Origin of the sequence: Enterobacter sp. Ag1, from assembly GCA_000277545.1 — a bacterium.
GTDB lineage: Bacteria > Pseudomonadota > Gammaproteobacteria > Enterobacterales > Enterobacteriaceae > Cedecea.
This window is the reverse complement of the sequence record AKXM01000003.1, coordinates 14,896-41,113: the sequence shown is the minus strand read 5'-3', so window position 1 is coordinate 41,113 and position 26,218 is coordinate 14,896. Positions and strand designations below refer to the sequence as shown.

General features: G+C 55.1%; 20 protein-coding genes. 10 read left to right on the top strand and 10 right to left on the bottom strand.

Features of this window, described 5'->3' with window-relative positions; translation table 11 throughout:
• Positions 1 to 83: 83 nt before the first annotated feature.
• Both mfd and melR read right to left on the bottom strand, forming a co-directional pair.
• Positions 84 to 3,530 (bottom strand): transcription-repair coupling factor, encoded by a 3,447-nt coding sequence (gene mfd / locus A936_RS00225; protein ID WP_008453415.1) that lies wholly within the window; start codon positions 3,528 to 3,530, stop codon positions 84 to 86.
• Between the two features lie 116 nt (positions 3,531 to 3,646).
• Positions 3,647 to 4,573: a transcriptional regulator MelR gene (melR, locus tag A936_RS00220; protein WP_008453412.1), complete on the bottom strand. Its 927-nt coding sequence runs from the start codon at positions 4,571 to 4,573 to the stop codon at positions 3,647 to 3,649.
• A 248-nt stretch (positions 4,574 to 4,821) separates the two neighbouring features.
• On the opposite strand from melR, the gene melA reads away from it, so the two are divergent.
• Both melA and melB read left to right on the top strand, forming a co-directional pair.
• Positions 4,822 to 6,177: an alpha-galactosidase gene (melA, locus tag A936_RS00215; protein ID WP_085938872.1), complete on the top strand. Its 1,356-nt coding sequence runs from the start codon at positions 4,822 to 4,824 to the stop codon at positions 6,175 to 6,177.
• A gap of 84 nt (positions 6,178 to 6,261) precedes the next feature.
• Positions 6,262 to 7,692, top strand: coding sequence for a melibiose:sodium transporter MelB (gene melB, locus A936_RS00210; RefSeq protein WP_008453409.1), 1,431 nt, complete (start codon positions 6,262 to 6,264; stop codon positions 7,690 to 7,692).
• A gap of 40 nt (positions 7,693 to 7,732) precedes the next feature.
• Here the strand turns inward: melB and A936_RS00205 are convergent, their stop codons facing one another.
• Positions 7,733 to 8,797, bottom strand: coding sequence for an acyltransferase family protein (locus tag A936_RS00205; protein ID WP_008453407.1), 1,065 nt, complete (start codon positions 8,795 to 8,797; stop codon positions 7,733 to 7,735).
• Between the two features lie 234 nt (positions 8,798 to 9,031).
• Between A936_RS00205 and lolC the strand changes: the two genes are divergently transcribed.
• From lolC to cobB, 5 genes are all read left to right on the top strand, one after another.
• A complete protein-coding gene (lolC, locus tag A936_RS00200; RefSeq protein ID WP_008453405.1) occupies positions 9,032 to 10,231 on the top strand; it encodes a lipoprotein-releasing ABC transporter permease subunit LolC in 1,200 nt (399 codons plus the stop codon).
• The gene (gene lolD / locus A936_RS00195; protein ID WP_008453403.1) at positions 10,224 to 10,928 is read left to right on the top strand and encodes a lipoprotein-releasing ABC transporter ATP-binding protein LolD; all 705 of its coding nucleotides are present in this window, start codon (positions 10,224 to 10,226) and stop codon (positions 10,926 to 10,928) included. Before lolC ends, lolD begins: the two co-directional genes overlap by 8 nt.
• Entirely contained in the window at positions 10,928 to 12,172 is a 1,245-nt protein-coding gene (lolE, locus tag A936_RS00190) for a lipoprotein-releasing ABC transporter permease subunit LolE (protein ID WP_008453401.1), read from the top strand. Before lolD ends, lolE begins: the two co-directional genes overlap by 1 nt.
• A gap of 93 nt (positions 12,173 to 12,265) precedes the next feature.
• Positions 12,266 to 13,177, top strand: a complete 912-nt coding sequence (gene nagK, locus A936_RS00185; protein ID WP_008453399.1) for an N-acetylglucosamine kinase — start codon at positions 12,266 to 12,268, stop codon at positions 13,175 to 13,177.
• A gap of 3 nt (positions 13,178 to 13,180) precedes the next feature.
• Entirely contained in the window at positions 13,181 to 14,002 is an 822-nt protein-coding gene (cobB, locus tag A936_RS00180; RefSeq protein WP_008453397.1) for a Sir2 family NAD+-dependent deacetylase, read from the top strand.
• Positions 14,003 to 14,118: 116 nt separating this feature from the next.
• On the opposite strand, the gene potD is transcribed toward cobB, so the two are convergent.
• The 4 genes from potD to potA are packed head-to-tail and all read right to left on the bottom strand — an operon-like array spanning position 14,119 to position 17,927.
• The gene (potD, locus tag A936_RS00175) at positions 14,119 to 15,165 is read right to left on the bottom strand and encodes a spermidine/putrescine ABC transporter substrate-binding protein PotD (protein WP_008453394.1); all 1,047 of its coding nucleotides are present in this window, start codon (positions 15,163 to 15,165) and stop codon (positions 14,119 to 14,121) included.
• Positions 15,162 to 15,953, bottom strand: a complete 792-nt coding sequence (gene potC, locus A936_RS00170; RefSeq protein ID WP_008453392.1) for a spermidine/putrescine ABC transporter permease PotC — start codon at positions 15,951 to 15,953, stop codon at positions 15,162 to 15,164. Before potC ends, potD begins: the two co-directional genes overlap by 4 nt.
• Positions 15,950 to 16,807 carry a spermidine/putrescine ABC transporter permease PotB gene (gene potB, locus A936_RS00165; protein WP_008453390.1) on the bottom strand — a complete coding sequence of 286 codons (858 nt, stop codon included), beginning with the start codon at positions 16,805 to 16,807 and terminating at the stop codon, positions 15,950 to 15,952. Before potB ends, potC begins: the two co-directional genes overlap by 4 nt.
• Positions 16,791 to 17,927, bottom strand: coding sequence for a spermidine/putrescine ABC transporter ATP-binding protein PotA (gene potA / locus A936_RS00160; RefSeq protein ID WP_008453388.1), 1,137 nt, complete (start codon positions 17,925 to 17,927; stop codon positions 16,791 to 16,793). The genes potB and potA overlap by 17 nt, the downstream gene beginning before the upstream one ends.
• Before the next feature lie 284 nt (positions 17,928 to 18,211).
• Between potA and pepT the strand changes: the two genes are divergently transcribed.
• On the top strand, positions 18,212 to 19,438 hold the full coding sequence (gene pepT / locus A936_RS00155; protein WP_008453387.1) for a peptidase T: 1,227 nt from the start codon (positions 18,212 to 18,214) through the stop codon (positions 19,436 to 19,438).
• A 70-nt stretch (positions 19,439 to 19,508) separates the two neighbouring features.
• Positions 19,509 to 19,862, top strand: coding sequence for a putative T6SS immunity periplasmic lipoprotein (locus tag A936_RS00150; RefSeq protein ID WP_008453385.1), 354 nt, complete (start codon positions 19,509 to 19,511; stop codon positions 19,860 to 19,862).
• Between the two features lie 285 nt (positions 19,863 to 20,147).
• Here the strand turns inward: A936_RS00150 and A936_RS22395 are convergent, their stop codons facing one another.
• Positions 20,148 to 21,317 (bottom strand): HNH endonuclease, encoded by a 1,170-nt coding sequence (locus A936_RS22395; RefSeq protein ID WP_052154782.1) that lies wholly within the window; start codon positions 21,315 to 21,317, stop codon positions 20,148 to 20,150.
• Between the two features lie 1,172 nt (positions 21,318 to 22,489).
• Here A936_RS22395 and A936_RS00140 point away from each other — a divergent pair.
• A complete protein-coding gene (locus A936_RS00140) occupies positions 22,490 to 23,020 on the top strand; it encodes a hypothetical protein (RefSeq protein ID WP_008453382.1) in 531 nt (176 codons plus the stop codon).
• A 62-nt stretch (positions 23,021 to 23,082) separates the two neighbouring features.
• Here A936_RS00140 and A936_RS00135 read toward each other — a convergent pair whose 3' ends face one another.
• Positions 23,083 to 23,481, bottom strand: a complete 399-nt coding sequence (locus A936_RS00135) for a hypothetical protein (protein WP_008453379.1) — start codon at positions 23,479 to 23,481, stop codon at positions 23,083 to 23,085.
• A 131-nt stretch (positions 23,482 to 23,612) separates the two neighbouring features.
• Entirely contained in the window at positions 23,613 to 26,039 is a 2,427-nt protein-coding gene (locus A936_RS00130; RefSeq protein ID WP_008453378.1) for a DUF3772 domain-containing protein, read from the bottom strand.
• Between the last annotated feature and the right edge of the window lie 179 nt (positions 26,040 to 26,218).

The following is a 26,218-nucleotide window of genomic DNA, read 5'->3' as shown; positions in this document are numbered from 1 at the left end:
GTGTCGGGAAGTCCTGGGGATTGCAAAGAGTGTGTAAATGTCACAGAAAATTGCGCCTTACCGGGCGGTAAGGCGCAGAGGCGTCAGGCCGCGGCGTTTTCCGCCAGGCTGCGCATAAAGTTACGCACCCATTCCATGCGCGTTTTTCTGTCTTCAAGCTCCTGGAAGAACTTCAGTCGGGTAGGGCCGTCAAGGCGGTAATGCTGCGGCTGCTTCTGCAGCAGGCCAATCAGCCATACCGGGTCAACGTGGTTTTTCTCCGCGAACTCGATGGTGCCGCCTTTTTCATTGCCCTCAATCTTACGCACGCCCAGCCTCTGTGCCTGCTGGCGCAGCGCGGCGATATCCAGCAGATTACGTGCCGCATCCGGCAGAAGGCCAAATCGGTCGATAAGCTCAACTTTCAGCTCGTCAAGCTCGTGCTCGCCTTTGGCGCTGGCGATGCGTTTGTAGAACGACAGGCGCGTATTGACGTCGGGAATAAAATCATCCGGCAGCAGGGCGGGCATTCGCAGCTCGACCTCTGTCTGGCTGTTGGTGAGATCTTCCAGCGAGGGCTCGCGGCCCTCTTTCAGCGCATCGACGGCGTTTTCCAGCAGCTCCATGTACAGCGAGAAGCCGATAGTTTCCATTTGTCCGCTCTGATCTTCCCCCAGCAGCTCGCCCGCGCCGCGAATTTCCAGGTCGTGGGTGGCTAACGCGAACCCGGCGCCTAAATCTTCCAGCGAGGCAATGGCCTCCAGGCGTTTTTGCGCGTCCGTGGTCATTGCCTTCGGGTGCGGCGTCAGCAGCCAGGCATAGGCCTGGTGGTGAGAACGCCCGACGCGGCCACGCAGCTGGTGAAGCTGCGCCAGGCCAAAGTGGTCGGCCCGCTCGATGATGATGGTATTGGCGGTCGGAATATCGATCCCGGTTTCGATGATCGTGGTGCACACCAGCACGTTAAAACGCTGGTGGTGGAAGTCGTTCATCACCCGCTCCAGCTCGCGCTCGCGCATCTGGCCGTGGCCGATGGCAATCCGCGCTTCTGGCACCAGTTCAGCCAGCTTATCGGCGGCTTTCTGAATGTTTTCGACGTCGTTGAAAAGGTAATACACCTGGCCACCGCGCAGCACTTCACGCAGGATGGCTTCCCGCACCACCAGATTGTCGTACTCGCGCACGAAGGTTTTCACCGCCAGGCGGCGTGCCGGAGGCGTGGCGATAATCGACAAGTCGCGCATGCCGCTCATTGCCATATTCAGGGTTCGCGGAATAGGCGTTGCGGTCAGCGTCAGAATATCCACGTCGGCGCGCATCGCTTTGATGCGCTCTTTGTGGCGCACGCCAAAACGGTGCTCTTCATCGACAATCAACAGCCCAAGATCGCGCCATTTCACGTCGGCCTGCAGCAGCTTGTGGGTGCCGATCAGAATATCGATTTTCCCTTCGCTGGCCTGTTCCAGAATTTGGGTCTGTTCTTTGGCGCTGCGGAAGCGGGAAAGCATTTCAATGCGCACCGGCCAGTTGGCGAAGCGGTCGCGGAAGTTGTCGTAGTGCTGCTGAGCCAGCAGGGTCGTCGGCACCAGCACCGCCACCTGTTTGTTGTTCTCCACTGCCAGGAATGCGGCACGCATCGCAACTTCGGTTTTACCGAAGCCCACGTCACCACACACCAGCCTGTCCATCGCCAGCGGGCGACACATGTCACTCAGCACGGCGTTGATGGCCTGAGCCTGGTCCGGGGTTGTTTCGAACGGGAAGCTGTCACAGAACAGCTGGTACTGCTCGCGATCGTGCTTAAAGGCAAAGCCTTCTTTGGCGGCGCGCATCGCATAGATATCCAGCAGTTCAGCGGCGACATCGCGCACTTTCTCCGCTGCTTTTTGGCGGGCGCGGGACCAGGCATCGCTGCCCAGCTTGTGCAGCGGCGCATTTTCGTCGGCGCCGCCCGCGTAGCGGCTGATCAGGTGCAGGGACGAAACCGGGACGTAAAGTTTGGCGTCGCCCGCGTAGGTCAGCATCAGGTATTCGGCGGTAATGCCCCCGGCTTCCAGCGTGGTCAGCCCGGCGTAACGGCCCACGCCGTGTTCCAGGTGAACCACCGGCTGGCCCGCATGCAGCTCGGCCAGGTTGCGGATCAGCGTGTCCGGGTTAATGGTGCGGCGGCTGTCCTGGCGACGGCGGCTGACGCGCTCGCCCAGCAGGTCGCTTTCGCAAATCAGCGCCCGGTTGCGCAGGGTATCAATAAAGCCGTGCTCGCTGGCGCCGATCATCAGATAGCGGCCGTTATTTTCGGCTTCTTCCAGGCGGTAAATGCGTTTTGGTGCGATTTTGATGCGGCCCAGCAGTTCGCCCAGCGCTTCACGGCGGCCTTCGCTTTCGACAGAGAAAATCACCGGCCCGGTGAAGGACTCGAGGAACTTCCGCAGGCTGTCCAGCGGGGCTTTTTGCTGCGCCTGCACGGCCAGATCCGGCAGTGCCTTGTAACCCAGATTCAAGTTGGCGGCTTTCTTCGCCAGCGAATCCGTTTTGAGCTGCACGCGCGGCCAGGCTTTCAGCTCGCTAAACAGCGAGTCGGTTTTCAGCCACAGACCTTCCGGCGGCAGAAGAGGGCGCATCGGATCCACGCCGCGATTTTCAAAGCGGGCGTTTGCGTCCAGCCAGAAGCGCTCGGCGCTGGCTTCCAGATCGCCGGTGTTCACCAGCAGCGTGTTGGCCGGGAAATAGCTAAACAGCGTCGGCAGCGGTTCGCTGAAGAACAGCGGCTGCCAGTATTCGATCCCGGCAGGCAGCGTGCCTTTGCTCACCTGCTGGTAGATATGTTCGGCGTCGCGCTTGACGTCGAACTTGTCGCGCCACTGGCTGCGGAACAGCTCAATGGCGTTTTTGTCGGTCGGGAATTCATGGGCCGGCAGCAGATTGATGGCGTCCACTTCTTCCAGCGTGCGCTGAGAATCCACGTCGAAGACGCGCAGGCTGTCGATTTCATCGTCAAAGAAGTCAATGCGGTATGGCTGGGCGCTGCCCATCGGGTAGAGGTCAAGCAGGGCGCCACGGGTGGCAAATTCGCCGTGCTCCATTACCTGATCGACGCTGCGATACCCGGCCTGTTCCAGCTGCGCGCGCAGGTTATCCCGCGACAGGCGCTGGCCTTTTTTCATCACCAGCGCGTGGCCGTGCAGGTAGCTGTGCGGGCAAACGCGCTGCATCAGCGTGTTCACCGGCATGATCAGCACGCCGCGCTGCATGGTCGGCAACTGGTAAAGCGTGGACAGGCGCGAGGAGATGATTTCCTGATGCGGCGAGAAGCTGTCGTACGGCAGCGTTTCCCAGTCGGCGAGATTGACCACCAGGTTGTCGGTGAACTGGGTGATTTCATCGTGCAGGCGCAGCGCGTTCTGCATATCCGGGGCAATCAGCACCACCGGGCCGCTATGGCGTTCAACGATTTCGGCGACTTCGGTCGCGCAGGCTGAACCGGTCAGCTCGCCCAGCAGGCGTTGTTCTGCGGGTTTACTCGGTAGGTCGTAACGGGCATGTTCAGGCATAGTCAGCGCGCGTTCTCCAGAAAGCCGTGTTTTCACGGTAATAATATAAATTTTCTCTACTTATTATCCGTGATGGCGGCGCGAGTGCAACCGCTGAAAATAGCGATAGATGCGGTTCAGAGCATTTGTCGTTTCTGCTGGCTGAGCTTGCGATATTGCTGGGGTGACATACCGACGTAGCGGCTGAAGGTGCTATAGAATCGGCTACTGGATCGGAACCCCGCGGTCATCGCCACATCGAGGATGGTTTTGTCGGTGTCGCTGAGCAGCGCGCGTACGTGATTAACGCGCATCACCGTAATGTACTGTTTTAACGTGAGCTGCATGACGCGCTGGAAAATACCCATTGCATAGTTGGCATTGAGTTTTACGTGCTCTGCGACGTCGTTGATGGTCAGCGCCTGATCGTAATTATCGGCAATAAAGCCCAGCATCTGGCTGACATAGAATTGCGCGTGACGGGAGACGCTGTTCTTGTGGGTGCGCGAGGTTTTGTTAAGCAGGATAGGCTGCCATCCCGAAAGGCTAAAGCGCTTAAGCATCAGACCAATTTCATCGATCGCTAACTGCCGGATCTGCTCGTTCGGGCTGTTGGCTTCCTGCTGCCAGCGCAGGACTTCAAAGGTGCTGAGCTGCTGAGTCTCGAGTGATTTCACCACCATGCCGTGAGTCACGTGGTTAATGAGTTCGCGATCCAGTGGCCAGGAGAGAAAGAGGTGCATCGGCAGGCTCAAAATCGCCATTTGCCGGCAGTTGCCCGGGCGCGTTAACTGATGCGGCGTACAAGCCCAGAACATCGTGATATGGCCCTGTTTGATCTGCACCACTTCGTTGTTAATCAGATATTCCACGTCGCCATCAAACGGCACGTTAACCTCCACCTGGCCGTGCCAGTGGCTGGCGGCCATAGCATGCGGTCGACGGAGCTCAATATCCATACGCTGATATTCAGAATAGAGTGACAGCGGACTGCGAGTCTGCTTCTCATCGCCGTTGCACATATGCGGGTCAGGCGGCAGAAAGGTAATTGGCTCATCGATCATTGTCGCTCCATTTCCTGAATTATCAGAATCATGCCATCAGTACGGATTCAGCCTCCGCCTCTCCAATTGATATTAGCCTGGCTAACAGGCCGGATACTCTGCTTTTCCGTCTATTTATTCCCAAAAACTCAGATTTTGTAGCGATCGACATCAGATCTGAGTTTCCGGGAATGCTCCATGGGGAAGATGGAGGTTTTTGCCGGGGGCGCGTGCCACGATGAAGACGTTACCTACTGTTCTGGAGAGTGATAATGACAGCCCCAAAAATTACCTTTATCGGCGCGGGTTCGACCATCTTCGTCAAAAATATTCTGGGCGATGTTTTTCATCGCGAAGCGCTCAGGTCGGCACACATTGCGCTGATGGATATTGACGAGACGCGTCTGGAAGAGTCACACATCGTGGTGCGCAAACTGATGGATTCCGCCGGGGCATCCGGCTACATCACCTGTCACACCGATCAAAAAACAGCGCTGCAAGGGGCGGATTTCGTGGTGGTCGCGTTCCAGATTGGCGGCTACGAGCCTTGTACCGTTACCGATTTTGAGGTTTGTAAGCGTCACGGGCTGGAGCAAACTATTGCCGATACGCTAGGCCCCGGCGGCATTATGCGCGCTCTGCGCACCATCCCGCATCTGTGGCGGATCTGTGACGATATGACCGAAGTGTGCCCGAATGCGACGATGCTCAACTACGTTAACCCGATGGCGATGAACACCTGGGCAATGTATGCCCGCTACCCGCATATCAAGCAAGTGGGCCTCTGTCATTCGGTGCAGGGCACGGCTGAAGAGCTGGCCCGTGATCTGAACATTGACCCGGCTACGCTTCGCTACCGCAGCGCCGGGATAAACCATATGGCGTTCTACCTTGAGCTGGAACGCAAAACTGCGGAAGGGCATTACGTCAACCTCTATCCAGAACTGCTCGCAGCTTATGAAGCGGGCCAGGCCCCGAAACCGAATATTCACGGCAATGAACGCTGCCAGAATATTGTGCGCTATGAGATGTTTAAAAAGCTGGGCTATTTTGTCACCGAATCGTCAGAGCACTTTGCGGAATATACTCCGTGGTTTATCAAGCCGGGGCGTGAAGATCTGATTGAGCGCTATAAAGTGCCGCTGGATGAGTACCCGAAACGCTGCGTCGAACAGCTGGCTAACTGGCATAAAGAGCTGGAAGAGTACAAAACGGCGGAACGCATAGATATTAAGCCGTCGCGCGAGTATGCCAGCACGATTATGAATGCCATCTGGACCGGTGAGCCTAGCGTAATTTACGGCAATGTCCGTAACGACGGGCTTATCGATAACCTGCCGCAGGGGAGCTGCGTTGAGGTCGCCTGCCTGGTGGATGCCAACGGGATCCAGCCCACCAAAGTTGGCGGGATCCCATCGCATCTGGCCGCCATGATGCAAACCAACATCAACGTGCAGACGCTGCTGACCGAGGCCATTCTGACTGAAAATCGTGACCGCGTTTACCATGCGGCGATGATGGATCCTCACACCGCGGCAGTTCTGGGCATCGAAGAGATTTATGCGCTGGTGGATGACCTGATCGCCGCGCACGGAGACTGGCTGCCAGCCTGGCTGCATCGCTAATAAAAAACGACGCCGGGTATAAGTCCCGGCGTTGACCTCTCTAATAACAGAAGGCGGGCGCTGGTAACGGTGACCCGGTACCCTATGAGCATCTCTCTGACAACAAAACTCAGTTACGGATTCGGTGCATTTGGTAAGGATTTCGCCATCGGTATCGTCTACATGTACCTGATGTACTATTACACCGATGTCGTAGGTTTATCGGTGGGGGTGGTAGGAACCCTGTTCCTGGTGGCAAAAATCTGGAACGCGTTTAACGACCCGGTGATGGGCTGGATTGTGAACGCCACGCGATCGCGGTGGGGCAAATTTAAGCCGTGGATCCTGCTCGGCACGCTCACGAACTCGCTGGTACTGTTTTTACTGTTCAGCGCGCACCTTTTTGAAGGGACGACCCAGGTGGTGTTTGTCTGCGTGACCTACATCCTCTGGGGGACGACCTATACCCTGATGGATATTCCGTTCTGGTCACTGGTGCCAACCATCACGCTGGATAAGCGTGAACGCGAACAGCTGGTGCCGTTCCCGCGTTTTTTTGCGAGCCTGGCTGGATTCGTGACTGCCGGGGTAACGCTGCCGTTTGTGAACTATGTGGGTGGGGCTGACCGCGGGTTTGGTTTTCAGATGTTCACGCTGGTGCTGATCGCGTTCTTTATCGCCTCCACGATTGTCACACTGCGCAACGTCCATGAGGTTTTCTCGTCAGACAACGAGGCCACGGAGGACAGCTCCCGGCTGTCGCTGAAATCCATACTCGCCCTCATCTACAAAAATGATCAGCTTTCTTGCCTGCTGGGGATGGCGCTGGCCTATAACGTCGCCTCCAATATTATTACCGGCTTTGCCATTTACTATTTCACCTATGTCGTCGGGGATGCGGATTTGTTCCCGTACTATCTTTCCTATGCCGGGGCGGCAAACCTGCTCACCCTGGTGCTGTTCCCGCGTCTGGCGAAAGCGCTGTCCCGCCGTATCCTGTGGGCGGGGGCTTCGATTCTGCCGATGGTCAGCGGGGGCGTGCTGCTGGTGATGGCGCTGACGGGCTCGGCTAATGTGCTGGTCATCTGCCTTGCGGGCGTATTTCTTAACGTCGGGACCGCGCTGTTCTGGGTGCTGCAGGTGATTATGGTGGCGGATACCGTTGATTATGGTGAATACAAGTTTAACGTTCGCTGCGAGAGTATTGCCTATGCGGTGCAGACGATGGTGGTGAAGGGCGGCTCGGCGTTTTCAGCCTTCTTTATTGCGGTCGTTTTAGGCGTCATTGGCTATGTGCCGAACGTCGCCCAGTCGGCTGAAACAATACTCGGGATGCAGTTCATCATGATTGCGCTGCCGACGTTATTCTTTGCCATCACTCTGGTGCTCTATTTCCGCTTCTATCGTCTGAACGGCGACCGGCTTCGCAAAATCCAGATTCACCTGCTGGATAAATATCGCAAAGTGTCGTCCCCGGCAGTGCCGCAGGAAACAGCGGCCATGCCGATAGCCGTTACTCGTGATGTACGGGCTTAATCTACGGAAAGCAACCCGCTCAGGCGGGTTGCTGAAGCACTTACCGGCTGGCGGCGATTTGCGCGGGAGGAGAGAAAAACAGATCGCCGAACAGCGCGACCGAAAGCTTGCGGAAACCGAGGCCAACCAGCGTACAAATGCCCAGGCTAACAAACGGGTAGACCAGCAGAATCGCCAGCACCAGCGTGTCAGAAAGCCCACCGCTGTTGATTTTAGCCAGCATCACCAGGCTTATCGCCTCGATCAAAATGCGGTGCGTGGTGTAAATGGCAATCGTATTCGAGCCCACCACGTTCAGGAAGCTGTCTTCACGTGCTTCGCGCCAGCCGTTCAGCAAATAGAACCCGCGCAGGATAGCTACGATAGACACCAGTGAAATCACCAGCGGCACGTTGACAAAGTAAAGCGCCAGCGATCCCAGGGCTATGCCTGCGCAGACAAACGGGTGTTGCGAAAAGCGGAAGTCCTTCATCCAGGCCATCAGCAAAGGGCCAAACCAGGCGCCGAGGCCGTAATACACCATATTCCGCACCACGCTGTTCAGCCCCCACCACGGCAGCGGTACAAAGGCGATAACAACGTTGATGCCCATCAGCGCCAGCAGCACCGGGATGCGGTAGCGGCGCAGGGCTTTAAACATCACGAAGTAAACCAGCAGGGCGTAGAGATACCACAGGCTGGTGCTGGCCTTTGCCATGCTAAGAGCAAAGTGCCCCAGCGAGTCGGCGTAGGCGGCGTTGGACGTCGGGTTACGCTCAAGGTCGGGTGCCAGCCATTGGTTAAGGTGCGTCAGCGCGATCCACTGGATCAAGCCCCACAGCAGTAACACGTAAAAAATGTTCCACAGACGCTTGTCCACGCTGTCGCGCCATTTCACTTCATGGATGTAGCGGGTGATCAGGTAACCTGAAATAAAGAAGAATACCGGCATTCGGAAGGGTGCGAGGTAGAGATTAAGGTAAACCCAGAGTTTGGCGACATAAAGATTTAGGCCGGGCCCGAGAGATGTGAGGTGAGGGTAGAAGGTAATCACCGAATGGTAGATAACCACCAGGCAAATGCATAATCCTTTGATTTGGTTGATCCAAAGTTGCTTTTTCTTCATGCGATATCCGCGTCGTGACGGGCTCCAGTTGTCATGGGCCTGCTATCCTGGTGTCAAACCGATGCGATCTCGACCTTAATTGTCTGTTTTTGGCGCTGATTTGGTAAATTTAGGAAAAGGTGCAGGCACTTGAGATGTAACGGGAATAATTTAGTCGACGGAATTCATTTGGCCGGGGAGGTGTCGTATACTTCCCGGATCTTTGCTTAGGCAACCCGCAACAAGACGGATTTCATGTATCAACCTGTCGCGTTATTTATAGGCCTGCGCTACATGCGTGGGCGAGCAGCGGACCGCTTCGGCCGCTTTGTCTCCTGGCTGTCGACGATTGGTATCACCCTCGGGGTGATGGCGCTGGTCACGGTCCTTTCGGTGATGAATGGCTTCGAACGTGAGCTGCAAAACAACATCCTCGGCCTGATGCCGCAGGCGTTGATCACCTCACCTTCCGGCTCTATTAATCCCCAGCAACTTCCCGCCGATTCCCTGAAGCTTCAGGGCGTGACGCGTATTGCGCCGCTGACTACCGGTGACGTGGTGCTGCAAAGCGCCCGCAGCGTGGGCGTGGGCGTAATGCTGGGCGTGCAGCCGGACGAGAAAGATCCGCTTTCCCCGTACCTGGTGAACGTTAAGCAGGCCGATTTGGTGGCCGGGCAGTACAACGTCATCCTCGGCGAGCAGCTTGCCGGTTCACTGGGCGTTAAGCGTGGGGAAACCATCCGCATTATGGTGCCGTCTGCCAGCCAGTTTACGCCGATGGGGCGTTTGCCGAGCCAGCGTCTGTTCACCGTGATTGGTACCTTCGCCGCCAACAGCGAAGTGGACGGCTACCAGATGCTGGTCAACCAGCAGGACGCCTCACGCCTGATGCGCTACCCGGCGGGCAATATCACCGGCTGGCGTTTGTGGCTGGCTGAGCCGCTCAAGGTCGATGTGCTGAGCCAACAAACGCTGCCGCAGGGCACCGAATGGAAAGACTGGCGCGAGCGCAAAGGCGAGCTGTTCCAGGCCGTGCGCATGGAGAAAAACATGATGGGGCTGCTGCTGAGCCTGATCGTGGCCGTCGCCGCTTTTAACATCATTACCTCCCTTGGCCTGCTGGTGATGGAAAAGCAGGGCGAAGTGGCGATTCTGCAAACCCAGGGGCTAACCCGCCGCCAGATCATGACCGTGTTTATGGTGCAGGGCGCGGGCGCGGGCGTGATTGGCGCGCTGCTCGGGGCTTTACTCGGGGCGCTGCTTGCCAGCCAGTTGAATAATTTAATGCCGATCATCGGCATCCTGCTTGATGGCGCGGCCCTGCCGGTCGCCATCGAACCGGTACAGGTTGTGGTGATTGCCATTGTGGCGATGGCCATTGCTTTGCTGTCCACGCTTTACCCTTCGTGGCGCGCCGCCGCGACTCAACCCGCTGAGGCTTTACGTTATGAGTAATTCTGTCCTGTTGCAGTGTGACAACCTGTGCAAACGCTATCAGGAAGGCAAAGTGCAAACGGATGTGCTGCACGATGTCAGCTTCAGCATCAACGCGGGTGAGCTGATGGCGATTGTCGGCAGCTCCGGCTCCGGCAAAAGTACCTTGCTGCACCTGCTGGGCGGCCTGGACACGCCGACCTCCGGCGACGTGGTCTTCAACGGCCAGGCGATGAGCAAACTCTCGTCGGCGGCGAAGGCGGAGCTGCGTAACCGCGAGCTGGGCTTTATCTACCAGTTCCACCACCTGCTGCCGGACTTCACCGCGCTGGAAAACGTGGCGATGCCGCTGCTCATTGGCAAGAAAAAGCCGGAAGAAGTGCAGAAGCGCGCGCTGGAGATGCTGGCCGCCGTGGGGCTGGATCACCGCAGCAGCCACCGCCCGTCGGAGCTGTCGGGCGGCGAACGTCAGCGCGTGGCGATTGCCCGTGCGCTGGTGAACAACCCGCGTCTGGTGCTGGCGGATGAGCCGACCGGCAACCTGGATGCGCGCAACGCCGACAGCATTTTCGAGCTGCTGGGCGAACTGAACGTGCGTCAGGGCACCGCATTCCTGGTCGTTACCCACGATCTGCAGCTGGCGAAACGCATGTCCCGCCAGCTGGAAATGCGCGATGGCCGCTTAACCAGCGATCTGACCTTGATGGGAGCGGAGTAATGGCTTCCCCGCTTTCTCTATTGATTGGTCTGCGTTTCAGCCGCGGGCGACGCCGCAGCGGCATGGTGTCGCTGATCTCGGTGATCTCCACGCTCGGCATCGCGCTGGGCGTGGCGGTGCTGATTGTCGGCCTGAGCGCGATGAACGGCTTCGAGCGCGAGCTGAAAAACCGCATTCTTGCCGTGGTGCCCCACGGTGACATTGAGCCGGTGAACCAGCCCTTTAGCAACTGGCAGCGGGCGCTGCCCGAGGTGGAAGGCGTCAAAGGCATCGTGGCCGCCGCGCCGTATATTCGCTTTACCGGGCTGGTGGAAAGCGGGGCGAATCTGCGCGCCGTTGAGGTGAAGGGCGTTGATCCGGTGCAGGAAACGCAGCTGAGCGCTCTGCCACAATACGTCCAGAACAATGCCTGGGCGAACTTCAAGGCCGGGCAGCAGCAAATCATCATGGGCAAAGGCGTGGCGGACGCGCTGAAGGTGAAGCAGGGCGACTGGGTGTCGATCATGATCCCCAACAACGACGGCGGCACCAAACTGATGCAGCCCAAGCGCGTCAGGCTGCAAATCGCCGGTATTCTATCCCTTAGCGGCCAGCTGGATCACAGCCTGGCGATGGTGCCGCTGCAGGATGCACAGGGCTACCTGGACATGGGCGATAGCGTTACGGGGATAGCCATCAAGGTGAATGACGTGTTTAACGCCCGTCAACTGGTGCGTGACGCGGGGCTGGCAACCAATTCCTACGTGCGTATCAGCAGCTGGATTGATACCTACGGCTATATGTACCGCGACATCCAGATGATCCGCGCCATCATGTATCTGGCGATGGTGCTGGTGATCGGCGTGGCCTGCTTTAACATCGTTTCCACGCTGGTGATGGCGGTGAAAGACAAGAGCAGCGACATCGCGGTGCTGCGCACGCTGGGGGCCAAAGACGGCCTGATTCGCGCTATTTTCGTCTGGTACGGGCTGCTGGCCGGGCTGCTGGGCAGCGTCAGCGGCGTGGTGGTTGGCGTGCTGGCTTCGTGGCAGCTGACCAACATTATCGGCGTGATTGAAAAACTCATCGGGCACCATTTCCTGTCCGGTGATATTTATTTCATTGATTTCTTACCTTCTGAGCTGCACTGGCTGGACGTGGTTTACGTTCTGGTGACGGCGCTGGTCCTTAGCCTTCTGGCTAGCTGGTACCCGGCCCGGCGCGCAAGCAATATCGATCCGGCAAGGGTGCTAAGCGGACAATAAATTCAATTAACTATAATTTGCCCTACATCATTCGAGCTGTGACCCGGCAGAACCCAGGCGCAGCTTGAGGCACAGCGGGCATTGGGAGCAGCGATGTATTACGGATTTGATATCGGCGGCACTAAGATTGCACTCGGCGTTTACGACCAGCAGCGGCGTTTACTTTGGGAAGCCCGGGTTGCTACTCCTCATGACAGTTACGAAAATTTCCTCGACGCGGTGGTCGGGCTGGTGGAGCAGGCCGACGAGAAGTTTAACTGCCGCGGCTCGGTCGGCATTGGCATTCCGGGTATGCCGGAAACCGACGACGGCACGCTGTATGCCGCTAACGTTCCGGCTGCCAGCGGCAAACCCCTTCGTGCAGACCTCAGCGCCATGCTTGAGCGCGACGTGCGCATCGACAACGACGCCAACTGCTTCGCGCTTTCCGAAGCCTGGGACGACGAGTTCCTCAACTACCCGGTGGTGATGGGCCTGATCCTCGGCACTGGCGTCGGCGGCGGCATCATCATCAACGGCAAATCTATCACCGGCCGCAGCTACATCACCGGCGAATTCGGACATACCCGCCTGCCTGTGGACGCGCTGGAAATCCTTGGGCGCGACATTCCGTTTACTCGCTGCGGCTGCGGTAAAAACGGCTGCATTGAAAACTATCTCTCAGGGCGCGGTTTTGCCTGGCTGTGGCAGCACTTCTACCAGGAGCCGCTGGACGCGAAAGAGATCATCTCCCGCTACCGCCAGGGCGACGAGCAGGCCATCGAGCACGTGGACCGCTTCCTGGAGCTGCTGGCCGCCTGCCTCGGCAATTTATTGACCTCAATTGACCCGCATCTGGTGGTGATTGGCGGAGGATTGTCTAACTTTAGCGATATCTACGCCCAACTGCCGGAACGCCTGCCGAAGTACCTGCTGCCGGTTGCTGCAGTGCCGCGTATTGAACAGGCGCGCCACGGTGACGCAGGCGGTATGCGTGGCGCGGCATTCCTCCACTACACGGAGTAAGTCATGCTTTCTCGTCGTCAGCACCGGCTGAGCCGGTTTCGGAAGAACAAACGCCTGCTGCGCCAACGTTTGCGTCAGCGCATCTTTTTCAGAGACAGGACAGGGCCGGAAGCGATGGACAGACCAAGAGTTGTTGTACTGACCGGGGCGGGGATCTCCGCTGAATCAGGTATTCGTACCTTCCGGGCCGCCGACGGGCTGTGGGAAGAGCACCGCGTTGAAGACGTGGCGACGCCGGAAGGCTTCGCCCGTGACCCGGCGCTGGTGCAGCGTTTTTATAATGACCGCCGCCGCCAGCTTCAGCAGCCGGAAATCCAGCCCAACGCCGCACACCTGGCGCTGGCGAAACTGGAAGAGGCGCTGGGCGACCATTTTGTGCTGGTCACCCAGAATATCGACAACCTCCACGAGCGGGCGGGCAGTAAAAACGTCATCCACATGCACGGCGAGCTGCTCAAGGTTCGCTGCGCCAGCAGCGGCCAGGTGCTGGACTGGCAGGACGACATTACCCCGGAAGACCGCTGCCATTGCTGCCAGATTTCCTCGGCATTGCGCCCGCACGTCGTCTGGTTCGGCGAAATGCCGCTTGGCATGGACGAGATTTATCAGGCGATTGCCACCGCAGATTACTTTATTGCTATCGGCACCTCCGGGCACGTTTACCCGGCGGCAGGCTTTGTGCACGAGGCCCGTTTGCAGGGGGCGCACACCGTGGAGCTGAATCTGGAGCCAAGCCAGGTCGGCAGCGAGTTTGAAGAGAAGCATTACGGCCTGGCGAGCCAGGTGGTGCCGGAGTTTGTGGATAAGCTTTTGAAGGGATTGTAGTTCTTCTGAGCCCCTCACCCTAACCCTCTCCCCAAAGGGGAGAGGGAACTGGATCGAGCATAAATCAATTGTTTTCTCCCTCTCCCTTCCAGGAGAGGGCCGGGGTGAGGGTAAACCTACCGCCCCGCCTTCAACCGCTGATAATAAGACTCATACAGCGCGCTCGCGTCACCCACATCATTCTGCCACTCGCCAGCCTTAATCACCTCTGCATCCGGGTACAGCGACTTATCTTCCGCCACGTTCTTCGGCAGCAGCTTGCGGGCTTCGAGGTTTGGCGTCGGGTAGCCGATGGTTTCCGCCACCTGCTTAGCCACGTCCGGACGCAGAAGGAAGTTGATCAGCTTCAGCGCGCCGTCGACGTTCTTCGCGTTGGCCGGAATCGACAGGTTATCCATCCAGAAAATCCCGCCTTCCTTCGGCCAGACGATCTCCAGCGGCGTTCCGGCCTGACGAGCCACATAGGCCGAGCCGTTCCACACCATACCGAGGTTCACTTCACCTTCCATATACGGGTTGGCCGGGTTGTCGGAGTTAAACGCCGCCACGTTGGGCATCAGCTTTTGCAGCTCGTGGTACGCGGCCTCAATCTCTTTCGGATCGGTGGTGTTGCCGGACAGGCCAAGCTTGCGCAGCGCCATCTGGAACACTTCGCGCGCGTCGTCGGTCAGCAGCAGGCTTTGCTTATACTCCGGCTTCCACAGGTCGGCCCAACTGGTGACGCTCTTCGGATCGATAGCATCGCTGTTCACGCCAATTGCCGTGGCGCCCCAGATATACGGGATGGAATAGTCGTTATTCGGATCGAACGGCTTGTTCAGCATATCCGGGTCGAGATTTTTAAAGTTGCTGAGCTTGCTCTTGTCGATCTTCTGGATCATCCCTTCTTTGCGCATCTTCGCCACAAAGTAGGTGGATGGCACCACTAAATCATACGCGCCGTCTTTGTAGGTCTTGAGCTTGGCGTACATGGTTTCGTTCGACTCATAGGTCGAATAAATCACCTTGATGCCGGTCTCTTTGGTGAACTGCTCCAGCAGGCCCGGCGGCACATACTCGGTCCAGTTGTAGAAATAAAGCGTCTTGCTGTCGTCGGCATGTGCAGCGCCGAAGCTAAGCGCCAGAGCGCCCGCAGCAAGCAGGTGGCGTGGCCATTTTTTCATTTTAACGTCCCCTGAGGTTGAGTTTTATCGCGAAGAATCAGCTGGCTGGCGATCACCAGCAGCAGTGAAAGTAACAGCAGAATAGTGGCCAGGGCGTTCACTTCCGGCGAAACGCCGACCTTGACCATCGAGTAAATTTTTAGCGGCAGGATCTCGTAGCTCGGCCCGGTGACGAACGAAGACACCACCACATCGTCCATCGACAGGGTAAAGCTCAGCAGCCAGCCTGCGGCCACGGCGGGCATCGCCAGCGGCAGAATAATCTTGCGCAGAATAGTCAGCTCGCTCGCGCCCAGGTCACGCGCCGCTTCCAGCATCTTCACGTCGAACCCTTTCAGGCGCGAGTAAACGGTGACCACCACAAACGGCAGGCAGAAGGTGATGTGGGAAAACAGCAGCGACCAGAAGCCAAGCGACACGCCCAGCAGCATAAACAGCACCAGCAGCGAGATAGCCATCACGATGTCCGGGGACATCATCACCACAAACAGCATCCCGCTGACGAACGGCTTGCCCCGAAAGCGATAGCGGTACAGCGCCACGGCGGTAAGCGAGCCGATAAGCGTGGCGGCGCTGGCAGAAAACACCGCCATCGTCAGCGAATGCTTTGCGGCCTGCAGCAGGCTGTCGTTATTCATCAGCAGGCTGTACCAGTTGGTGGTGAACCCCTGCCAGTTAATGCCGAAGCGAGAGCTATTGAACGAGTTCACGATCAGGATGACGATCGGGATATACAAAAAAGCGTAAATGGCGGACATAAAGCCGCCGCGAAGCAGGCGTCCGATCATTCCAGTTCCACCTTCTTGTTAAGCAGGCGCGCCGCGCGCCAGTAGACCAGCAGCATCAGGCCCATTACCAGCGTCAGCGTAATGCTCGTCGCCGCGCCGAACGGCCAGTCGCGAATGTTGAGGAACTGGCTCTTAATCACGTTGCCGATCAGCAGGTTCTTCGCGCCGCCCATCAAATCCGACACGTAGAACAAACCCATCGCCGGCAGCATCACCAGCAGGCAGCCGGCGACAATCCCCGGCATGGTCAGCGGCAGAATAATGCGCACAAAAGTTTGCAGCTTGCTGGCGCCGAGATCCCGCGCCGCCTCAAGCAGCGGCTTGTCCAGCTTCTCAATGCTGGAGTAAAGCGGCATCACCATAAACGGTAGCAGGATATACACCAGGCCGATAATCACCGCGCTCGGGGTGAACATGATGCGGATCGGCGTATCAATAAGCCCCAGCCACAGCAGGAACTCGTTGAGATAGCCCTTGGTGCTGAGGAAAATCTTCAGCCCGTAAATGCGGATCAGCGAGTTGGTCCAGAACGGCACAATCAGCAGGAACAGCAGCAGCGGGCGCACCTTCTCGGGCAGCCGCGCCAGGAACCAGGCGAAAGGGTAGCCGATCACCAGGCAGGCCAGGGTGGCTATCGCCGCCATGTTCAGCGAGTGCAGCAGCACCTGGGCATACAGCGGGTCGGCCAGCCGGGTGTAGTTATCCAGCGTAAACACCAGTCTCACGAAGTTGTCGTTATCGCGAGTCAGGAAGCTGGTGACGATGATCATCAGGTTGGGCAGGAAGACAAACAGCAGCAGCCAGCCCACCACGGTAGCAATCACCACATTCTGGAATTTACGCGAGCTCTTCATCTGCCAGCACAACCTCCCAGCTTTCTACCCAGGTCACCGCCATTTTTTGATCCAGCGTATGGTCAAAGTCCGGGTCGTCTTCGTTAAAGAACTCGCTGACCATCACCATCTTGCCGTTTTCCAGCTCGACGGTAGACTCCAGCGTCATGCCTTTGTAGTTGCGCTCGCGCACGTAGCCAATCAGCCCGTCCACTTCCCGGGCGTCGTTTACCTCTTCCACGCGCAAATCTTCCGGGCGCAGCAGCACCTTCAGGCTCTGTCCGACGCTCACCGGCTGGTTCACGAAGATGTGGCATTCGCGGCCTTCCACGTTCGCCCGCACGCGCTGCTCGTCGATGCGTTCGAGCACCGTCGCCTCAAAGATATTGATCTCGCCGATGAAGCTCGCCACAAACAGGTTCTTTGGCTCTTCATAAATTTCTCGCGGCGTGCCGTCCTGCTCAATCTTACCGTCGCGCATCACCACGATACGGTCGGACATAGTGAGGGCTTCTTCCTGATCGTGCGTGACGAACACAAACGTAATGCCGAGCTTGCGCTGCAGGGCTTTCAGCTCGTTCTGCATCTGCTTGCGTAGCTTGTAGTCCAGCGCCGACAGCGACTCATCAAGCAGCAGTAGTCGAGGCTTGTTCACCACCGCGCGGGCAATGGCCACGCGCTGCTGCTGGCCGCCGGAAAGCTGGTTCGGCTTGCGCTGGGCGAACTCTTCCAGCTGCACCATTTTCAGCGCTTCGGTCACGCGCGGCGTGATTTCCGCCGCCGGCGTTTTCTGCATCCGCAGGCCAAAGGCGACGTTTTCAAACACCGTCATGTGCGGAAACAGGGCGTAGCTCTGGAAAACGGTATTCACGTGGCGGTGCTCGGCAGGCACATGGGTGATGTCCTGATTATCGAGCGTGATTTGCCCGGCATCGACGGTTTCTAACCCGGCGATAAGGCGCAGTACGGTGGTTTTGCCGCAGCCGGAAGGGCCGAGCAGCGTCAGGAATTCACCATGATTAATGGTGAGGGAGAAGTCAGAAATTACGGATTTACCATCAAAGCGCTTGGCGACTCCCGCCAGGTTGACCAGCATGGAGTGCGAACGAGGCTGTTTTTTCAATTTTTTACGCTGTCCCATAAATGACGTATCCGGAGCGAAGGATACGGGGTTTGTGATTAACCACCTTGGGTTTTGGCACGTTGAGTAAGGGCTGGCATTCTACGGCAAAGCGACGGGATCGCCAATCCCGATGGCCAGAAACCGTGGCCGTTATCGTCTACGGTTAAAGGGATACTTTACTGAGACCGGGTCAGGTTGTGCGAAAACTATTTTTTTCCGTAACCGACTAAAAGTGACCTGACGCAATATTTGCCCGATGCGGCTTATTGATAATTGATGTCACTAAAAACGAGGGTGGCTAAATGGATAAATTACTTGAGCGCTTTTTGCAGTATGTCTCTCTGGACACGCAATCCAGGCCCGGCGTTAAGCAGGTGCCGAGCACCGAAGGGCAATGGAAGCTCCTGCGCCTGCTAAAAGAGCAGCTGGAGCAGTTGGGGCTGGTGGACGTTACGCTCAGCGACCACGGCACGGTGATGGGCACGCTGCCGTCGAACGTCGGGCACGCTGTCCCGGCCATTGGCTTTATCTCCCACGTTGACACCGCGCCGGACTTCACCGGCAAAAACGTGAACCCGCAGATCGTCGAGAACTACCGCGGCGGCGACATTGCGCTCGGCATCGGCGATGAGATCCTTTCCCCGGTGATGTTCCCCGTATTGCACCAGCTAATGGGCCAGACGCTGATCACCACCGACGGTAAAACCCTGCTGGGCGCGGACGACAAGGCGGGCGTGGCGGAAATCATGACCGCGCTGGCGGTATTAAAAGGCAAAAACGTGCCGCACGGCGATATCCGCGTGGCCTTTACCCCGGACGAGGAAGTTGGGAAGGGCGCGCACTTCTTCGACGTCGACGCCTTTAACGCCGAATGGGCCTACACCGTGGACGGCGGCGGCGTGGGCGAGCTGGAAAGTGAGAACTTCAACGCCGCGTCCGTGACCATCAAAATCGTCGGCAACAACGTGCACCCCGGCACCGCCAAAGGCGTGATGGTGAACGCCCTGTCGCTGGCGGCGCGCATCCACGCCGAAGTCCCGGCGGACGAAAGCCCGGAATGCACCGAAGGCTACGAAGGCTTCTACCACCTGAACACCATGAAAGGCTCCGTCGACCGCGCCGAGATGCACTACATCATCCGCGACTTCGACCGCGAGCAGTTCGAAGCCCGCAAGCGCCGGATGATGGAGATCGCCAAGAAAGTCGGCAAAGGCCTGCACCCGGACTGCTATATCGAGCTGGTCATAGAAGACAGCTATTACAACATGCGCGAGAAGGTGGCCGAGCATCCTTATATTGTCGAAGTGGCCCAGCAGGCCATGCGCGACTGCGACATCGAGCCGATCATGAAGCCGATCCGCGGCGGCACCGATGGCGCCCAGCTGTCCTTCAAAGGCCTGCCGTGCCCGAACCTGTTCACCGGCGGCTATAACTACCACGGCAAGCACGAGTTCGTGACCCTGGAAGGGATGGAGAAAGCCGTGGCGGTGATTGTGCGGATTGCTGAGCTGGTGGGGCGGAAGGGGTGATTAACGGCTTGCGTTAACGTGTTAAAAGGGAAGGGGCGGGATGCCCCTTTTAAAAAGGAATTTATTCAGCATGAAAAATCTTATACTTGTTCTGATATTTCTCATTTCTGGCTGCGTTGGCGATCGGCTGGAGTTTAGAAACGCGGGCACTGTTTATCAAAAGAACAGTGACGTAATTTGCATTAAGTCGAAAGAAGGTGATGTTATCACCTACTATCTTTTAACTTCCTCAGAAGATACCTATCGGCAGCCTTTGTTTTTTGAAAACTATGTTCAGAAAAAATACCCGGATCATTGCTTTAACCTGACGCTTAAGAAAGATGTCACCTATAACCTGCTCTATGAAATGAATGATGTTAAGTATCGAGTTAACTTTGCGTTGGATGAGGTTGGGGGGATAAAGCAGGGAGTGAATAATTTGTAATCAGCGAGGAATGTGATGCATCGCATATTGGGATGTGTGATGTATCAGATTTTGTGAAGAGGAAATAACCTAAACATATATCTGATGAGCGTTTGCATCGATCGTGATAGCTGTAACGATTGTTGTATGGGTTGTCTAGTTGGCGGTAAAAGGTGGTAAGGCTCGGTTCGGAACGGTGGCCTACTAGTATTGATAGGTGGGTTTTAGTCAATGTTTATTAGATTATTGGGTAGTTGTAATGTCCGCTGTGTGCCAAAAGCGGACATAGGTAATATTAGAACAGTCTCAACCCGCAATGTATCTCCACTTTTTACCTTCTTTTATATATGCTTGCCCATAACCCATGCCAAGTTTTTTGTGTGATTTTAAAAAACAGGTGGCGCACATATTAAAACCACAACCGTTTACTATTGCATCCACCATATAATTCAGGTATGAAAAATCAAAGCCACAACAATTACATTCATCAATATCTCCATTCCAATGCACATCTGAATTCTTTGGATTTTTACTATTGTTACTTATTAACTCTTCTAATTCCCTTTCATCGCCATGAGCTCTTTTTAATAAAATCGGATGTGGTTTTTCTTTCTTTAAACCAATAATGTATGGTGTTATGTAAATAACTTTAGCAGTAGTATCAATATCATTTACTATGCCATACCCTGAAAAATTGCTATGACCACCGCTCGGTCTAAAGAAACAGTAAGCTGTTGAAGTTGTTATCCATTTGTAATTAATTGATAAAACTATTTTGTAGCCATCTATATTGGTATATATGTGAGGGTTTAATTTTTCTTGAGGTGTGGTTTTTATTCCATACGAGCCTGGAATTATTATATCTTTTGTTCTAAATCTTTCAGTAAAGCTCACATAACACCCAACGATATCATCAGGATATGATATGGCTTCATTTAATGGAATTGATTTCAAGTCAATTTTATTGATTGTACTCTTGAAGTTTTCCATAAGATAAAAAAGATCCATTCCAAGATTAGATAGTGTATCTATTTTTTCAAGGTTATATTTATTGGCTTCTTCATTTAAATCAGATGATAAAATTGATAGTCTTGGGATGTTTAAATAATAAGCTTGTTCTATTTTTGCTTCCCAAGATGGGCTAGTGTTTAATTTATTATCAACCCATAGCTCATGAATATTTTTAATTCCTTTTAGTTTCTCAACAGTGTATAAGTTAGTGTCATTATCTACTATGGTATGGTGTTTTTGGCAAAGGAGGAGCAGATTTTCAACATCATCCCTTTCCATAGGAGTTAAATTACTTTTTCCTCTAGGTCCATCATTCTTTTCAGCAACAATATGAGCGATTTCGCCAATGGTAATGAGATGACTACTATTTTCATTTTTTCCTTCAATAAGTATCTCTCTGCATATCGAACATCGTGCTGCTGCTTTACCCCATATCATTTTACTTGTTTTGGATTTAACTGCCATAATATATCCTGTTAAATATTCGCCATGAATGAAAGTTACTTTTTTGTATAACTCTTTTCATTGATGAAATGTACAAAATAAAACACTAGTAAAGTGGACTAAACGTTCCGCCCAGCAAAATCGATGATTCACTCAAATTGCTTTTCAAATCATATACTGCAGATAACATTGTCGATATATGATAATGGAGTAAAACCAGCCTGTTTATGAAATGTAATACCGATAGTAACACATTTTTTGACAATAAAAACAAACCAATGATTTGACCTTTCCAGAATCACACTGATCAGTGTTGACAACAATCAGTACTCTACGCCATCCAATACTTACATAAAGATGCCGTAGTCGCTCAGCACGAATTGAACATCTATGTAGATCTTGGTTCAGCCCACATACGCCAATGAGCTGGTTATCAGCATGAGCCCCTAACAGTTTTCGCCCGACTTATCGAAACAATTTTGCTCGTTCAGCCAGTTTTCTTCCAGTCTGCGCAGCATGTTGAACGCCACTGATAGCCAAGGATTTTAGAGTTTTAAGCCCTAGATTATCAGGGGTAATAATTGTCATGTCCATTAGACGCCACTTAAATTATTTCTAACAGAATATATATTGCAATCTGCGCTCCTTCAAAGCTTTTTTGGTAATATCAGCATGTCCGCTTTTCGCTCAAAGAGGACTATTGAAAATAGATAGAGAAGTTTGCATTAACTCGATGAAAACTCAACTGCTAATATTGGTAGGCTTTATGCATGCCATGAACATAGATGAGCTCTATACAGGGCAAACTTTGCCATAGCCAATTATTAGCAAAACATTATGTTGATTGAAAATTTTAAATATCAATCAATTTTATAAAACACAATGAATTTCCGTAATGTTTATTGAAAACTTTTGACTTGAAAGAAAATAATAAACAACCTAATAAAACCAAATCAAAGTTATCACCCCCAAATGCAACCCAACTCCCCAATTATCACATTTCCGCGATCCCCCTCGAGTTTTTTAGGTTTCCAATAATTTTAAACCCAACCACTGTTGACTTATCCAGTATAAAAACAGAAGTTGATACTCAAGAAGCAATCAGAAATAACCGAAGAACAGAATTCGCCCCCGAAAGGTGCACCAACACCAGACGAGGGCTAACCACAACGTAACTAACCAGGAGTCACATTATGGCTAACGCCGATAGTAACACATTCGCGTACACGGAAATGACGAAGGATCAAACGATTATTGCTAAGGACATCGCAGCGTTATTAAAAATGCCGCTGGGCGCAAAGGACGATTTATTTCATGTGCTGGATATTTGCAGCTGCTGGATGGATGAATTAGCCGAAACACATAGCCATGCCGAATATATCGCGCTGGTGGGACGTTTGCTGGCGGGGTTTAACGTGCTGAGAGTGGTATTAACGCATCAGTTGCCGCAGCACCTCATTGAGCGGTTAACGGTGGAAGAAGGGCAAGAAGCGGCGCCCTGCACCGTGTCGGAAGCCGATTCCGATGTGCTCTGCGAGTATTGCAGCGCCGTAACCCAGGTACTGTTGGGCCAGCAGCTGGGGCAGGCTCAACAGGTGCAGATGACGGATCTTCTCAGCCAGCTGTTCAGCCTGCTGGAAGAGAATTTAACTGCGCCGCGCTTCGTGCGCACGAAGAAAGGGCTGGCGTGGATTAGCGGCGAACTGGTGCAGGGTCTGCACTAAATAAACGGCGTCCCGCCTTCGCTGTGACAAAGCACGGCGAAGGCGGGCAGGGGAAGTTAGTTTTAGTGTGGTTGTATCTGGAAGCGAACCTGCGTCACATCGTCAGATAGCGACAGCACTTTCCCGCTGTAGGTGACAGAAATAACGTTTTTATCATCCATCTGAATGTCGGTAATGGTGCCATAGCCGACAACGATCGGTGTCGCAGTACTTAGCTGGCGGGCAATATCGCTGTCGTCGCCACTTAATTGATTGCTCAGGTAGTAGCGCCAGGCGACAGGGACGGTTGCGCCGCCGCTGTTTTGTTCTGTCATATACAGCCAGGTATTGTGGTTAACCTGATATGTCCGTTTCAGGGGATGGATCGGGTTTGAAGGGCTGAAGTTCATCCAGGCATAGCCAATCACAACCAATAGCAGAGTGACCGTTAAAAGACGATGTAGCCATTTAATCGCCAGCATGTATTTATATCCTTATAAATCCACTCTCCATGTGGAGGGTAAGGACTAAGGCATCCCCATTCAACGCAGCAGTGATAAGGAAAGTCCTGAATAGTCAGTAAGTGTTAAGCCGCTCCAAAATTCAGATTCACTTAAGACGAAAACTCATCGTCATCGTCCAAAGCTTTCGCCCGCTGCTTCATAAAAACAACTTCCTGCGGGCTGGACAGATTCACCTCATTTTTGCGCAGCAGCTTGAGGATATTAAACAACAGTTCGCTTTTGCTGGAGCCGACCATGCGCGGGCTGGCGACATAGCCAGTCACGCTCAGGATAATGCCTTCCGGCCCCAACTGGCTGAAGCGTACATAGGGCGCAGGCGTCGGGAGGATCACCTCATAGTCCTGGTAGGCGCTGAGCAGCAAATCGCGCACCAGCTCCGGGTCAATGTTGGTCGGGAAGGTCAGGGCGATGGTGACCACGCCTTGAGCATTGCCCATTGTGGCGTTGCGCACGTTCTGGGAAATCAGCTGCGAGTTGGGGACGATCATCGTCGAGCGGTCGCTGAGCTGGATCTCCGTGGCGCGCACGTTGATTCGCCGCACGTCGCCCTCAATGCCGCCGATGCCGATCATATCGCCGACCTTGACCGGGCGTTCGGTGAGCAGGATCAGGCCGGAGATAAAGTTCTTCACAATCTCCTGCAGGCCAAAGCCGATCCCCACCGACAGGGCGCTGACAATCCAGGCCAGGTTGTTCCACTGAATGCCCAGCGCGGCCAGGGTGATGAGGATCAGCAGCACGTAGCCGACGTTGGTAAACAGCGTAATCAATGACGCGCGAATGCCGATATCGGCAATGGTTTTGGGCAGCAGCTCCTGGCTGAGCCAGCGCTGGGTTACGCGCAGAATGTACAGGCCAATCACCAGGCAAAGCACGGCGTTCAGCAGGTTGCCGGGCACGATGTGCAATTGCTTCAGCCCGTCGCCGCTTAAAATCGTCACCAGCTTGCTGATAAGCAGGCTCGGGGTGGTGGTGCCGAAGGTGCCGTTAAACAGCGCGATGATGGTCATGAGTATCAGCGCGCACTTGGTGAAGGCGGTAAACACCACGGCCAGCTGTTCAAGGTGTCGGTCTTTAAACCGCAGCGACTTTTTCATTGCCTGGCCGGGGGCGGTGTGCGGTGAAAACACGGCGGCGAAAAAGTCGGTGGCGAAGGTCACCAGATAATAAAACGCCACCAGCACCATGCCGAACCAGATGACCTGGTAAGTCAGGTAGCGTGCGAAGGCGATGTAGCCGACAAGCAGCGAAGCCAGAATCGCCAGCGAAGCGAGCATGACCAGCAGGCAGACTAAGGCGTCGATCCGGGAGCGCTTCTCGGCAGGCTCGCCATTTTTTTCCAGCCGCCGGTGGGCGTGCTGCACGCGCAGCATCATGGTCAGCAGCACGCTGGCCATAACGGCAGCAATCAGCCCGTTGGCGCGGATCGTGGTGCCGAGACTGGCGCCAATCGTATTATTAATCAGGTCGAGGCAGCCAATGAGCAGGCCGAGAATGGCCAGCAGCGGTGGAAAGTAACGCACGCTTTCGGCCACGCTGTCGTCGAGTTGTACGAGCCGCCATGAAGGGCGGTTCAGGGAAAGGAATGCGCGGCCAGCGCCATAAATCAATGAGCAGAACACGGCCAGCTGCACAAAGCCGTCGACAAAATCGTTCACCTGGGGAGAGAACTCCGTCCCCCGGGAAAAGGCGCTTTTCACAATGGAAAGTGCCAGCGCGATAGTAAACATGGTCACTAACGTGCTGGCCAGCGTATTGAAGCTGCGGCGCAGGCGACCATCCGGCAACCAGGTGATGGCGATCCAGACCAGCAGCCGCTCAATCAGGTAGCAGCCAGCGAACACAATCGCGGCGGCAGCCACGAACAGCCAGAAGGTGCCCCAGAACAACTCGGGTTCCCACGCCGCCTGCCAGGTTTCCAGTAGCTGCTCGCCAAAGGCATTGAAGCGCTGGATATCCACGGCCTGGGTGTCAGCTTCCTGCAGCCAGAAGGTGGCGCTCAACATGCTCCCGCTGTTCGACGCCAGCTGGGATTTAAAATAGGTGCGTCGGAGATCGTTTATCTGGATGCCCAGCGCCCGGATGTTGGTTTGCAGGTTTTGCGAGGTGCTGATGGCCTCATCAATCTGCTTTTTGTCGCTGTTCAGCGCGTTGCGCTGCCGGGACACGCTGGCGGTTTCATTCCCCGCAGCGGTCTCCGGGGCAGGCCCCAGCACCTGCAGCTGAGCCTGCACTTTGTCGTGCATCGGCTGCAGCAGCGCGGTCAGGCTATCCACCTCCACGCCGAGCTTTTGCGTGGTGTCGAACAGCTTAATCAGCCGGCTGTCGGTGTTGGTCTGCGACACCTGCTGCTTAATGTTGTCTATCTGCGTCTTGTATTGCTTTAGCTGCCCGGCAATCTCTTTCAGGCTGGGTTCCTGGTCTTCGGTCGGGGCCGCCAGGCTGCTTTGGGCCGTCAGCAACAGGCCGACAAATAACAGGCAGGAGAGGAGGAAGGTATGCAGCGATTTGCTCATGGGATTGCGCTCAATGTCCCTATTAACGTTCACCCAAGTATGGGCAGGCGCTAATCAGATTGCCATCTTTTATCCTCGGGTGGCCAGAGAGGGGGCTTCTCCCGCCAGCCTGAAGCTTCTTCTTGTCCGGGGCTGGGCATACTCATATGGCACTTATCTTTTCAACTGCCGTGCCCCTC

What these genes read in the sequence shown, in the direction of transcription:
- mfd (WP_008453415.1), bottom strand. Translation starts at nt 3,530, where the DNA reads ATGCCTGAACATGCCCGTTACGACCTACCGAGTAAACCCGCAGAACAA.
- melR (WP_008453412.1), bottom strand. Translation starts at nt 4,573, where the DNA reads ATGATCGATGAGCCAATTACCTTTCTGCCGCCTGACCCGCATATGTGC.
- melB (WP_008453409.1), top strand. Translation starts at nt 6,262, where the DNA reads ATGAGCATCTCTCTGACAACAAAACTCAGTTACGGATTCGGTGCATTT.
- A936_RS00205 (WP_008453407.1), bottom strand. Translation starts at nt 8,797, where the DNA reads ATGAAGAAAAAGCAACTTTGGATCAACCAAATCAAAGGATTATGCATT.
- lolC (WP_008453405.1), top strand. Translation starts at nt 9,032, where the DNA reads ATGTATCAACCTGTCGCGTTATTTATAGGCCTGCGCTACATGCGTGGG.
- lolD (WP_008453403.1), top strand. Translation starts at nt 10,224, where the DNA reads ATGAGTAATTCTGTCCTGTTGCAGTGTGACAACCTGTGCAAACGCTAT.
- lolE (WP_008453401.1), top strand. Translation starts at nt 10,928, where the DNA reads ATGGCTTCCCCGCTTTCTCTATTGATTGGTCTGCGTTTCAGCCGCGGG.
- nagK (WP_008453399.1), top strand. Translation starts at nt 12,266, where the DNA reads ATGTATTACGGATTTGATATCGGCGGCACTAAGATTGCACTCGGCGTT.
- cobB (WP_008453397.1), top strand. Translation starts at nt 13,181, where the DNA reads ATGCTTTCTCGTCGTCAGCACCGGCTGAGCCGGTTTCGGAAGAACAAA.
- potD (WP_008453394.1), bottom strand. Translation starts at nt 15,165, where the DNA reads ATGAAAAAATGGCCACGCCACCTGCTTGCTGCGGGCGCTCTGGCGCTT.
- potC (WP_008453392.1), bottom strand. Translation starts at nt 15,953, where the DNA reads ATGATCGGACGCCTGCTTCGCGGCGGCTTTATGTCCGCCATTTACGCT.
- potB (WP_008453390.1), bottom strand. Translation starts at nt 16,807, where the DNA reads ATGAAGAGCTCGCGTAAATTCCAGAATGTGGTGATTGCTACCGTGGTG.
- potA (WP_008453388.1), bottom strand. Translation starts at nt 17,927, where the DNA reads ATGGGACAGCGTAAAAAATTGAAAAAACAGCCTCGTTCGCACTCCATG.
- pepT (WP_008453387.1), top strand. Translation starts at nt 18,212, where the DNA reads ATGGATAAATTACTTGAGCGCTTTTTGCAGTATGTCTCTCTGGACACG.
- A936_RS00150 (WP_008453385.1), top strand. Translation starts at nt 19,509, where the DNA reads ATGAAAAATCTTATACTTGTTCTGATATTTCTCATTTCTGGCTGCGTT.
- A936_RS22395 (WP_052154782.1), bottom strand. Translation starts at nt 21,317, where the DNA reads ATGGCAGTTAAATCCAAAACAAGTAAAATGATATGGGGTAAAGCAGCA.
- A936_RS00140 (WP_008453382.1), top strand. Translation starts at nt 22,490, where the DNA reads ATGGCTAACGCCGATAGTAACACATTCGCGTACACGGAAATGACGAAG.
- A936_RS00135 (WP_008453379.1), bottom strand. Translation starts at nt 23,481, where the DNA reads ATGCTGGCGATTAAATGGCTACATCGTCTTTTAACGGTCACTCTGCTA.
- A936_RS00130 (WP_008453378.1), bottom strand. Translation starts at nt 26,039, where the DNA reads ATGAGCAAATCGCTGCATACCTTCCTCCTCTCCTGCCTGTTATTTGTC.